The sequence below is a fragment of the Salegentibacter mishustinae genome (assembly GCF_002900095.1).
GTDB lineage: Bacteria > Bacteroidota > Bacteroidia > Flavobacteriales > Flavobacteriaceae > Salegentibacter > Salegentibacter mishustinae.
Genome location: NZ_LLKN01000002.1, coordinates 2577976 through 2590356, shown reverse-complemented (window position 1 = coordinate 2590356; position 12381 = coordinate 2577976). Strand labels below are relative to the sequence as shown.

Below are 12381 nucleotides of genomic sequence, written 5' to 3'. Positions count from 1 at the left end.
AATTTTGTGTTTATAGGACGCTGCTTTGCTCTTTTTGTTACAACCTTATTGTAAAATGCTGTTTTGCCTGTTCCCTTCTAAAAAATACAAGTCCCAGGAAAAATGTGTCAATCGTTACTCTTACTTCTGGATGCGCTTTAATCTCTTCCCAGGCAGTTTCCATTCCGGGAGACCAATGAATATCATCAAAAATAAATACAGTATCGTTATGGGCGGTTGGAAGCAACTGCTTAAAATGGTTTAAGGTCGCTTCTTTTGTATGGTGGCCATCAAAATAAATTAAATCGTACTGGATTTGTTGTTCGTTGTTTGTGGTTTTATTAGGAAATACTACAAATTTTGAAAGAATTTCTTCAAATTCTCCCACTTTAAGATCAATATTATTGAACCCGAATTTCTCTAATTGATTTCTGGCCACATCGGCCGTTTGAGGGCAACCTTCGATACTTAGAACTTTGCTTTTTTTATTCGCAGCTAGTGCAGCGGTACCGATTCCCAGGGACGTGCCCAGTTCTAAAATATTCTTGCAGTTTAGGTAATTGGATAGCCGAAATAAAAATCTGGCCCTTTTCTTCGGAATTCCAACATTTTTAGCAATCGCTGAAATTGTACGTTTGTTTGAGGTAAACACCCTGCTCCCGGCACCAAAATCGGTCACCCGAATTTTTTTATTATTCTTTAAGAGATCTTTCCGGTATTTGTGTAGAAGCTTATATTCTTTATATTTTCTTTTATCATAAAAGCAATTTGTCACCAAATCGTACACAAATGGTGAGTGCAACCCGTGTTGATTCTGGGATTTTAAAAGGAATTTTATGTAGGATTTTAGATGCAAGCTAGCGGTTGTCAGTTATGAGTTCTCCGTTTTCAGTTTTCGGTTGAAAAATCAGGACTTCCAGTTTTTTTCTACGTATTGAATAAATGAATAAATTTTACCGCCTAAAAGGTCGTATTTTGATCTTAGCGTTTTTATTTCTTCGATTTCATATAATTCGTCAATCGTTTCCAATTGTGATAAACATTCTAAAAGTGAAGCGTGTGAATATACCAGAAATTTTATAAAATCTTGTTTGTAAGTTCTTCTTCTATATCCTTCAACGATATTGTCTTTGATACTTTTTGAGGACCTTCTTACCTGACTACCCTGCTCATATAATTCGAATTTAGGAAGTTTGAGTGAAACTTTGTGAACTTCCAGTGCGTATTCAAAAGAAAGATTGTAGATATCTAAATCCCTATAACTTTTCATATGTTGAATTTTAAAATTAGTTTGAACTCACAACTCACAACTCACAACTCACAACTCACAACTGAAACTACTCCGCCTTCGCACCAAGCTCAAACCAGCGTTCGGTTTTAGTTTCTATGGTATCATCTATTTCCTGAAGTTTTATGGAGTTTTCTTTAATTTCATCGGGATCCAGATCTTCTAAGAATTTTTGTTGAAGTTTCTCTTTTTTCTGCTCTAGTTTTGCGATTTCTTTTTCCAGTTTTTCAAACTCTTTTTGTTCGTTATAACTTAGTTTGGTGCCCGAACTGGTTTTTTTCCAATCTTTCTTATTAGTATCGTTTTCTGAAGTTTCTTCCCTGGCTTCTATAATAGCACTATCTTCATATGCACGATAATCGGTGTAATTTCCTGGAAAATCCTGAACTTCTGCATTGCCCTGAAATACGAAAAGGTGATCAACAATCTTATCCATAAAATACCTGTCGTGGGAAACCACCAATAAGCATCCCGGGAAATCTAGCAGAAAGCTTTCTAATACGTTCAGCGTAACGATATCAAGATCGTTAGTAGGTTCATCTAGAATCAGGAAGTTGGGGTTTTGAATAAGCACTGTACATAGGTAAAGTCGTTTTCGTTCGCCACCACTTAGTTTTTCAACAAAATCATATTGTTTTTTACGGTCGAATAAAAAGCGCTCTAAAAGTTGCTGTGCCGAAATTTGGCGGCCTTTTTTCAAAGGAATATAATCGCCAAACTCCCGAATCACTTCAATAACTTTTTGACCGGGTTTAATTTTAATTCCCGACTGAGTGTAATAACCGAATTTTATAGTTTCCCCTATCACTACTTTGCCGGTATCGGGTTTAATTCCTCCGGTTAGAATATTAAGGAATGTTGATTTTCCTGTACCGTTTTTCCCGATTATACCAATGCGTTCTCCGCGCTTAAAATTATAGCTGAAATTTTCCAGCAGTTGTTTATCCTGGAAAGACTTACCAATATTATGAAGTTCCACAATTTTGCTTCCCAGGCGTTCCATATTTAACTCCAGCTGCACTTCGTGATCCTGCCGGCGCTTGTGAGCACGATCTTTAATATCCTGAAAATCGTCTATCCTGGATTTAGATTTTGTGGTACGCGCTTTGGGTTGGCGGCGCATCCATTCCAGTTCTTTTTTGTAAAGTTGTTTGGCTTTTTCGGTATTGGTGGCTTCCTGGGCCATCCTTGCATCTTTCTTATCAAGGTAATAGCCGTAATTCCCTTTATAGGTGTAAAGATTGCCGTGATCCAGCTCAACGATCTCGTTGCAAACCCGTTCCAGGAAATACCTGTCGTGAGTAACCATAAAAATGGTGAAGTTCTCCTTCTTAAAATATTCTTCCAGCCACTCGATCATATCCAGGTCCAGGTGGTTGGTAGGCTCGTCCATTATTATGAAATTCGGTTTTTGGAGTAACATCACGGTAAGCGCAAGTCGCTTTTTTTGTCCGCCTGATAGATGTTTCACTTCTTTGGAAAGATCGTCCAGCTTCAGTTTAAATAAAATTTGCTTGTATTGGGTTTCAAAATCCCAGGCTTGTGCAGCGTCCATTTCTTCAAAAGCTTTTTGATAAGCTTCGGCATCATCAGGGTTTTTAAGGGCTTTTTCGTAACGATTTATTATATTCAGGATTTCATTATCTGAAGAAAATATAGTTTCCTCTACCGTTAAATTCGGATCTAAATTGGGTTCCTGCGGAAGAAAGGCAGTAGTAATATCCTTCCTGTACACCACTTTACCGGCATCTGGCGCATCGAAACCGGCCAGGATATCCAGCAGCGAAGTTTTTCCGGTTCCATTTTTAGCTATAAATCCTACTTTCTGACCTTCATTGATTCCGAAGGAAATATCTTCAAATAACACGCGTTCCCCGTAGGCTTTAGCAATATTTTCTACACTTAAATAATTCACAGACTTGAGTTTTGTGCAAAATAAAAGGAAAATTGCGACTTAATTTTATTATTAGCCTACAAAAACTATATTTGTTAAAACTATCTAAATTAAGATACAGGCTGGCTGTGAAAATAGTCGTTGGTCGATTTAAATCATCTTGATATCCCGAATCAATAGCAAAATATGCTGAAAAGATACTATCTCATTTTAATCTTAATGGCGGGAGTTTTAAGTTTCTCGTCTTGTATTTCTACTAAAAAAACAACTTACCTGCAGGGTAAGGATCGAGAAATGGATAGTATTATCCAGATTCAACAATTAAAAAAACCATATCGCATCCAAACCGGAGACCTTTTGAGTATTAGGGTTAAAGCGCTGGACCAGGAACTTGTGGGCATGTTTAATCCCGTAGGAGAAGCTGATAATAATGCTACGACCGAAGAGCGGGTTTATTTTGATGGTTTCACGGTAGACGATCACGGGAATATTCGTGTGCCAACCCTGGGAGAAGTAAACGTTTTAGGTTATACCGAAAGGGAGATAAGAGAGAAAATAGAAAATTTATTGCTGGAAAATTACTTTAGAGAGGAAGCCAATCTTTTTGTAACTGTAAAACTGGCGGGGATACGATATACCACGCTTGGAGAAATAGGAACCGGCAGCCAGGTAATCTATAAAGAAAAAGTAACCATCATGGAAGCCGTGGCGAATGCCGGTGGAATTTCTGAATATGGCGATATGGAAAATGTAAAGATTATAAGGCAATATCCATACGGCGAAGAAGTTCATAAAATAGATCTAACCGATATTGATGCTACCCAAAGTGAATATTATTATATACAACCCAACGATCTTATTTTGGTAAACGCTTTGCCACAAAAGGCGCTGGGATTGGGTACAACCGGATTGGAAATATTTAGAACTGGAGTAACTATTTTATCTTTTGTAACCACAACCATCTTATTATTTAGCAGGATTTAAATGGCGCACGAAGACGATCACATATCAGATGTTGGCTCAACCTTCGATTTTAAAGGTTTTGTACTAAAAGTTATAAGTTACTGGAAGCTAATTTTACTTTCGGTGGGGATTAGTTTGGCGGTTGCCTACTACAATAATGTTAGGAAATTACCGGTTTATAACCTGGGAAATTCCATTTCTATAAAAGATGATCAGAATCCATTCTTTACCAGCAATACCAGTTTAACTTTTAACTGGGGAGGAACTTCAGATAAGGTTAATACGGCAATGACCATCTTACGATCACGGTCGCATAACGAAGAGGTGGTAGAAGAACTTCAGTTTTATACTCAATATTTAAAGGAAGGTGAATATCAACGTATAGATGCTTATGGCAGCACTCCGTTCACAGTGGTGGCAGATACGGCAAAAGCTCAGGCTATAAATGTAACGATGACGATCACATTTGTAGATTCCCTTACCTACAACTTAAAAGCCAATGTACCGGCAAGTTTGAGTCTTCAAAATTATAAAACTAAAGAAAAAACTTACCGCGAGGTAGAACCTAAAGAGTTTAGTAAGACTTATAAATCGGGAGAACAGGTTCGGCTTCCTTTTTTTAATGGAACTATACTAAGGGTAGATCAACCTTTGCAGGCGGGAACTCCTTTTTATGTGAGTTTTATGAATTTTGACTCCGCCGTTGGGAAATATCGAAATGTAAATGTAAGTCCTGAATCTCAAGGTTCGTCTGTGCTGAAAATGAGTCAAACCGGAGGAAATAAAGACAGGATTGTAGATTACCTTAATGGAACTGTTCGCGTGCTTAGTGAAAATATGCTGGCGCGGAAGAACCTTTTTGCCACAAAAACCATTCGGTTTATAGATTCCAGTTTGGCAGTTCAATCTGAAGCTTTGAAATTGGTTGAAGCAGAGCTGAATCAATTCAGGAATGAAAATGCCATAATGGATATTTCTGCGGAAAGCTCCCAGCTTTCTAATAGGCTTTCAACTTTAGATCTTAGAAAAGAAGATATCAGGCGGCAACTTTCTTATTACGAAACCTTAAGAAATTACCTGGAAACCCGTAAAGATTATTCCAATGTTCCAGCGCCTTCTGTAGCGGGAATTTCTGAAGGAAGTATTGCCAGCGGCGTATCCCGAATTATTGCCCTGGCAGAAGAAAGAAGTAATTACCAGTATTCTCTAAAAGAAAATTCCCCGGTTTTTGACGATATAGACCGGCAAATAAATTCGGTTAAATCTATTTTGCTGGAGAATATCAGCTCTTCCAGAGGCTTATTGCGAGAAGAGCAGCAGGATATTAATCGGCAAATCGCCCAACTGGAATCCGAGATCAGTAAACTTCCACAGGAAGAGCAGGATTTGCTTAAAATTCAACGTCGTTACAGCCTTAATGAAAAATCTTACAATATGTTCCTTGAAAAGAGGAGCGAAGCCGGATTAATTAAAGCAGCGAATGTAAGTGATGTGATGGTGATCGATTCGGCTAAAGATACCGGTGGCGGACAAATTGGCCCGAATACCCAGCTTAACTATGTGATGGCTGTATTGGTAGGGGGCGTAATTCCGCTAACTTTTGTATTCCTGTTAGTTTTTATGAACACCAATATTCATAACGCCCAGGAAGTAACACGTTTATCACCAATCCCTATCCTGGGGATGATTGGAAAAAGTAAAACCGATTCTAACCTGGTTGTTTTTAATAATCCAAAATCCTCTATTTCAGAAGGTTTTAGAGGCTTGCGCTCTAGTTTGCAGTTTATGTATAAAAAACAGGGCGTTACCGGTTCTAAAACTTTATTGATTACTTCTTCGGTTTCAGGGGAAGGAAAAACTTTTTGCGCAATGAACCTGGCGACCGTTTTTGCGCTAAGCGAACGAAAAACGGTACTTGTTGGGGTCGATTTAAGAAAGCCGAAGATTTTTGATGATTTCCAACTGAATAACGATCTGGGAGTGGTAAATTACTTGATAGACCAGGCGAGTAGTGATGAGATTATTCAGCAAAGTAAAATTCCTTATTTGGATGTGATCACCGCCGGACCGGTTCCTCCAAATCCATCAGAGTTACTTATCAATGAGCAAATGGATAAGCTGATGGAGGAATTAAAACAGAAATACGACTATATCATCCTGGATACCCCACCAATTGGGATGGTTGCCGATGCTTTAAACCTTGTAAAACATGCCGATGCCACAATCTACCTGGTGCGCCAGGATTACACCAAGCGTGGCATGTTGGAGTCTATCAACGAGAAATACAGTAAAGGGGAAATTAAGAACATCAGTTTTGTATTAAACCACTTTGTACACCGGGCTAAATACGGTTATGGTTACGGCTATGGATATGGTTACGGCTATGGCTACGGGTATGGATATAACCGATATTCTAAAGGCTACGTAGAAAAATCTGATCCCACCCGAAAATTCAAACGCTGGTGGAAGAAAGCGATGCGAAATTTTGAGTAGGTTTTATAGTCGTAAGTCTGTAGACTACTTAGCCACGAATACTCGAATATTTGCTTCTTGATTCTCGTCGTCATTACGAGCGACACAGGAGCGTGGTAATCTTTTGAAGATAGTCAGTAGTTTGTAGTGTTTAAACGTTAGAACATAAAAACTACTGTTTTAAGACTAAGATCTCCCGATCTATTTTTTGCGCCACAAATATACGAATATGTTGTCTTTTTTATTCTCTAGTTTCAATTTTTTCTTCTCGTCATTAAGAGCGACGGAAGGTTCTTTTCGTAGTTAGAACGCTTCTTGCCCCGCTAAAGCTAATCAGAATCTCACTCTATATTATGTATTAGATGTTAGAAAAAACTGCCGACTAAAGACTACGTCCTAAGGATTATTTTCTCCACTAATGTCTATCGACTAAGTAAAAGCGCAGCATTAATCCACTGCCAGATGTGAAAACCGCTTTGATTGTCTCCGTTTTGATAATTTTTCCATTCCTTTTGCATTTCATCAAAATCAAACCAACCTGAAGCTTTTGAAAATCGAAGTTTCTCTAAATTTTCTTCTGTAAAGTCTTTTAGCTCATTGCCTAGCCATTCCCTTTGTGGTGTCTGTAAAGGTCGTTTGGGTGCATAGCTTAGATCTTTCGGAGCTATTTCTTTAAGGATTTTCCTGATTAAAAATTTTTGAACTCCATTGGAAATCTTGTATTTCCTAGGCTGTGCAAAAGCAAATTCTACCATTCTGTAGTCCAGAAATGGTTCTCGCAATTCTGTGCTATAAGCCATAGAGATCCGGTCGTTGAATCTTAGCGCCCGTGGTATTTTAGTATAAAAAATATCCCGGTATTGCAGGTTTTGTAAATCATTGTCAAAGGGAGTAGGATAGACGGGCTTTTCAACCAGTTCACTAAAATCTTTTTTGAGAATATTTACTCGAAATGGATTTACTTTTCCCATTCCCTGGATGGTAGTACTATTTCCGGAATTCTGATAGTAATCATACCCGGCCCATTGCTCGTCCATTCCCTGGCCGTCCAGTAGTACTTTTATTCCGTCTTCTTTTGCTGCTTGGAATAAAGCAGCATAGGATAAAGTAGGTAAGCCGGCATAAGGCTCGTCCTGAATATCACTTAAAAATTGTGCATTCTCTATAACATCAGTCGGCCGTATCTTTACTTTTTTTAGTAGATTCTGCGTAGTTTCAATCATTTTCTCTACCCAAGGTAGTTCGTCATAATTTTCGTTCCCGGTATAAAATGTATAAGCCTGAATATTTTTGTTATTTTGAAGTCGATTTACCAAAGCCAATAAAAGTGAGCTATCAACCCCACCACTAATATTAAACCCAATAGGCACATCAGCTCGAAATCTCAGCGAAATACTATCAGATAAAATTTCAGAATAAACCTTTTTGGCATCTTCAAATGAAAGGGTTTTAGCACTTTTCTTCACCCGTTCTTCAAAATCATACCACTTACTGATCTTTAAATTTCCATCATGATATTCTAAGAAATGTCCTCCAGGAAGCTGCTGGATATTATGGTAAAAAGTCTCTCTGGGCATCCCGTAAGAGCCATAAGCAAAATAATTAGCCCAGACTTTCTCATTCGGCTGATTCCGCTCCAATATGCTCTGTAAGGCTTTAATTTCACTGCTAAAATAGAATTCCTGATCTTCTTCGGAATAAAATAAAGGTTTTACGCCAAATCTATCGCGCGCAGCAAATAGTTTTTTCTTATAACTATCCCAAATAGCAAAAGAAAACATACCGTTGAGATGATTCAGACAGGATTTCCCCCAAACTATGAATGCAGCCAGTAAAACTTCGGTGTCGGATGTTGTTTTGAAATTATAGTAAGCCTGTAACTTCTGTCTTAATTCTATATAATTATATATTTCACCATTAAATGTAAGGTGATAACGCCCGGAATTATCTCTAAAGGGTTGATTCGCTTTTGAGGTAAGATCAATGATGGAAAGTCGGTTATGACCCAGGGCACAATATCCGGGATCAACATATTCCCCGGTATGATCGGGGCCGCGATGCTGCTGGAGTTTCAGTATTTCCTGAAGATTTCCGATGTTATGTTTTGCTGAAATTATCCCTGCGATTCCGCACATGTTTTAATTATATTTTGCTTTTATTTTTAAATAAGATCTATCCAAATACTTCTGGATCTGAGCTTATTGAAAATACATTTTATCGTCATTCTGAATTTATTTCAGAATCTAATTTATTGATAGATGGTATCAGTCCATTTATAAACTTCCAATACTTTTTGAAATTTTTAATCGTTATCCTGAACTTGTTTCAGGATCTAATATGATAGTAATTCTAATCGAGTTTGACCTCCAAATAAATTTCGGAGCAGGCTCTGAAATAAATTCAGGGTGACGAAATAGATTCATAATTAATCTCCAACATTATTTTTATCTCTCATTTTTTCCAATATCTCTTCTGCTTTTTTCCAATCTTCCGGTGTGTCAATATTTACATAAGGAAAGGGGGTGATGTCTACAAAACCAATATTTTTCCCGTAAAGAGAGTTTTCGTTCAAAAGCACTTCGGTTTTAGTCAGGTAAATCGCCCCATCTCTATGATAAGCTTTCGGTAAATCCTGTCTTCTACTTATTATTTCCTTTTCACCAGTAGAAATTTTTAGCGCTCCCTCATTTTCTTCAAATACCCAATGCGGATTATATTCTTTGGGCACTTCTCGCACCGAAACTAATGAGTCAAAATTACCATCTTTAAATTTTAGTATGCATTCATCAATAAATTCGGGCTTTCTAAATGGAGTTGTAGGCTGTAATAAACATACGGCATCAAAATTAATTCCCTGCTTCAGGTAAAAATTTAAGGCGTGCTGAACAACTTCCAGGCTAGAACTGGAATCTTCAGCCAGGTTTTCAGGTCTCTTAAAAGGGACCTCGATCTCAAGCTGTTTTGCGATTTGAATAATGTCTTCCTCATCTGAGCTCAGAATAACCTTATTTAAAAGTTTTGCTTTTCTTGCTGCTTCTAAGGAATATTGCAATAATGGTTTTCCTCCCAGGAGTTGAATGTTTTTACCCTGAATACCTTTGCTGCCACCGCGAGCGGGAATAAGACCTAAAATATTCATAATGAAGCAGATTTTTGAAATTTAATAGGTAATTGTTTTGCTATAAGTTAGTTCTGAAGTCGCTAAAATTTCAGCAATATTTTCTCCGGAATTCCCTTTTCCGTAAATCTCTGAAGACTCAAAATGCTTAGTATTAATTGATTTTTGGGTTGCTTTTAAAATTTTATCTAAATCATAATTTACATCGGTCACATTCTTTGCGCGTATACGTCTGTACTGTCTGTTTCCAATGTTTACCACAGGTACGCCTAAATAGGCACATTCCCGCAAACCGGCACTGGAATTACCTACCAAAGCTTTGGAGTTCTTTAAGAGCCTTAAAAAATCTTTCGGTTCCATATTTTTGAAAAAATGAATGTTTTTCGGTTTTTCAATTTCCCTAAAAGTTCTTATCCCATTAGATGTTCCGTCCGATCCTGCGTCCACATTAGGCCAAAACCAGAAAGTTGGTAGGTCTAATTTTTTTATGGCCTTTAAAGTTTCGGTTATATGTGATTTTGCCTGTTGATATTCGGTAGTAACCGGATGCTGCATAACCACAATATAACCGGTCTTCCAGTCAAGTTTAGAGCCTACACCCCCATATTTTTCGATAGGATCAAAATCCAGTTTGGGACTTTTCAATATCTCTTTTACTAAATCTATAGAAGGGCAGCCGGTGTTGATTACCTTTTCAGGAATTTCTCCCAGTTTTATAACTCGATCCCTGGCATCTTCTGAAGCTACTAGGTGAAGATCGGCTAATTTGGTGTTGGCGTGCCTTACTTTTTCATCAATGCTTCCTGTAACTTCACCTCCCTGGATATGTACCAGGGGAATATTTTGATAAGCTGCAGCGATAGAAGTGGCAATGGTCTCAAACCGGTCGGCAATGGTAAGTACGGCGTCGGGTTTTAGGTTATAAAAAACATTAGTGAGCTCCATTACTCCCAGCCCTGTTGTTTTGGCCATAGTAGTAGGATTTTCTCCTTCCAGTACCATAAATACTTTTGCGGCGATCTCAAAACCATCTTTTTCAATAAAATCTACCGCGTTTCCATAGCGATCTAATAAAGCCGAACCTGCAATTACCAATTGAAGCTCTAGCTCAGGATGCTCATTTATTGCAGTAAGTGCAGTTTTTATCCTGCTGTAAGAAGGCCTTGCGGTTACGACTACGCAGATTTTTCGTTTGAGCATTTTCGGTGGTCAGTTGTGGGTTATCAGTTAATTTCTTGAACTCCTTCATTTGGTTGGAAGGCTGGTATCGCTAAAGTAGCAAATCTGTTGGGAAATGCCGTTTATTGTTTTTGTTTTTACCACTGGGACTCCACACTGGAAACTGAATAGACAAGAATGAACAATATTTTCTCTTTATTATTGGTTCTATTCGTCATTACTAGTGAAGAAGGAACGCGGTAATCTTTTGATGAGATTTATAAATTGGATTTCTTCAATCGTTCTTCCATTGCAATAACGTGGGATTTTTTAATATTATCCTCCAAATTAATTCAGAAGTTTGACGTCGGAACTATAAAACTACAGTTTAAAGACTAAGGACTGCCAACTAAACATATTTTCAATATATTTGAAGGCTTGACCTTATTAATATTCTTTAAAAATCCAGTTCTATATTTTGAAAAATAAAAAACGAAACTCTTTCCAGGGAAAAGAAATTCCTTTGTTTTATTGGAGTGAGATCAAATTTATTTTTAGAGAAAAAGAGAATTATGGGGATTTGCTATCAAAGTACCTGGTAGAGAAAATAAGCGGCAAATCTGTGAAATTTGTTCATCCTAAAAAGCAGCCGTGGTATAAAAGAAATAAAACAAATTTTCTGGCGGTAGGAAGTATTTTGCATCACGCCGATAAAAATAGTATTGTTTGGGGAAGCGGAATTATAGATCACGAACAGGAAATTGCCGAAGCCGATTTTAGGGCGGTACGGGGACCACAAACCAGGGAATTCTTATTGAAACTCGGTTATCACTGTCCCAAAGTATATGGGGATCCGGTGCTTTTATTACCAAAATACTATAATCCACAAGTAGAGAGAAAATATAAAATTGGGATTGTTCCACATTATCACGATTACAAAAAAGCGGTGGAGCTTTTTCAACATGAGTCTGGGATTAAAGTAATCGATCTACTCACTATGGATGTGGAAGAAACTACAAGAGAAATCCTGAGCTGTAAGAATATCATTTCTTCCTCTTTGCACGGACTTATTGTAGCCCATACCTATAAAATCCCGGCGCTTTGGGTAGAATTTTCTGATAAGATCTTCGGAAATGGGATAAAGTATCAGGATTATTTCAAATCTTTAAAAATAAAATATTATAAAGCCGACTTTATAGAAACTGGCAAATCGGTTGAAGAATTATTACAATTAATGCAGGGCAAACCACTTTTGCCGGAACAAAAGAAGTTGAAAAAAGTACAGGAAGGATTGCTGGATAGTTGCCCTTTTCATTAGACTTGGGTTGACCTCTCGACCAGATTCTGGACAGGTTGGTTTTATCTTTGAAATCTCCCCGTCGCTTCGTGTTATACGTAGCGATCGAGGAGTATAACGCGTATTGAGAAGAATCGATACAGATTCCATTTTGCTACCTCCGATTGAATTCACTTGGGCTGTCGTCTTTTAGTAGAAGTAGTGGAAGTTTT

Annotated in this window: 9 protein-coding genes; 3 read left to right on the top strand and 6 right to left on the bottom strand. The window is 37.7% G+C overall.

Annotation, left to right across the window (positions count from 1 at the left end; all coding sequences use genetic code 11):
• Nucleotides 1–37 precede the first annotated feature (37 nt).
• From APB85_RS14415 to APB85_RS14405, 3 genes are all read right to left on the bottom strand, one after another.
• Nucleotides 38–781, bottom strand: coding sequence for an O-methyltransferase (locus tag APB85_RS14415; protein ID WP_229792177.1), 744 nt, complete (start codon nucleotides 779–781; stop codon nucleotides 38–40).
• A 105-nt stretch (nucleotides 782–886) separates the two neighbouring features.
• Entirely contained in the window at nucleotides 887–1249 is a 363-nt protein-coding gene (locus APB85_RS14410) for a four helix bundle protein (protein WP_057482116.1), read from the bottom strand.
• A 67-nt stretch (nucleotides 1250–1316) separates the two neighbouring features.
• The gene (locus tag APB85_RS14405) at nucleotides 1317–3182 is read right to left on the bottom strand and encodes an ABC-F family ATP-binding cassette domain-containing protein (RefSeq protein WP_057482115.1); all 1866 of its coding nucleotides are present in this window, start codon (nucleotides 3180–3182) and stop codon (nucleotides 1317–1319) included.
• Between the two features lie 165 nt (nucleotides 3183–3347).
• Here APB85_RS14405 and APB85_RS14400 point away from each other — a divergent pair, with 165 nt between their 5' ends.
• The gene (locus APB85_RS14400; protein WP_225573077.1) at nucleotides 3348–4145 is read left to right on the top strand and encodes a polysaccharide biosynthesis/export family protein; all 798 of its coding nucleotides are present in this window, start codon (nucleotides 3348–3350) and stop codon (nucleotides 4143–4145) included.
• Nucleotides 4146–6617 carry a polysaccharide biosynthesis tyrosine autokinase gene (locus APB85_RS14395; RefSeq protein ID WP_057482113.1) on the top strand — a complete coding sequence of 824 codons (2472 nt, stop codon included), beginning with the start codon at nucleotides 4146–4148 and terminating at the stop codon, nucleotides 6615–6617.
• Between the two features lie 401 nt (nucleotides 6618–7018).
• Here APB85_RS14395 and asnB read toward each other — a convergent pair whose 3' ends face one another.
• From asnB to neuC, 3 genes are all read right to left on the bottom strand, one after another.
• A complete protein-coding gene (asnB, locus tag APB85_RS14390) occupies nucleotides 7019–8731 on the bottom strand; it encodes an asparagine synthase (glutamine-hydrolyzing) (RefSeq protein WP_057482112.1) in 1713 nt (570 codons plus the stop codon).
• Nucleotides 8732–9021: 290 nt separating this feature from the next.
• The gene (locus tag APB85_RS14385) at nucleotides 9022–9735 is read right to left on the bottom strand and encodes an acylneuraminate cytidylyltransferase family protein (RefSeq protein ID WP_057482111.1); all 714 of its coding nucleotides are present in this window, start codon (nucleotides 9733–9735) and stop codon (nucleotides 9022–9024) included.
• 21 nt (nucleotides 9736–9756) lie between these two features.
• A complete protein-coding gene (gene neuC / locus APB85_RS14380) occupies nucleotides 9757–10914 on the bottom strand; it encodes a UDP-N-acetylglucosamine 2-epimerase (RefSeq protein WP_057482110.1) in 1158 nt (385 codons plus the stop codon).
• 436 nt (nucleotides 10915–11350) lie between these two features.
• On the opposite strand from neuC, the gene APB85_RS14375 reads away from it, so the two are divergent.
• On the top strand, nucleotides 11351–12190 hold the full coding sequence (locus tag APB85_RS14375; protein WP_057482109.1) for a polysaccharide pyruvyl transferase family protein: 840 nt from the start codon (nucleotides 11351–11353) through the stop codon (nucleotides 12188–12190).
• The last annotated feature ends 191 nt before the right edge of the window (nucleotides 12191–12381 follow it).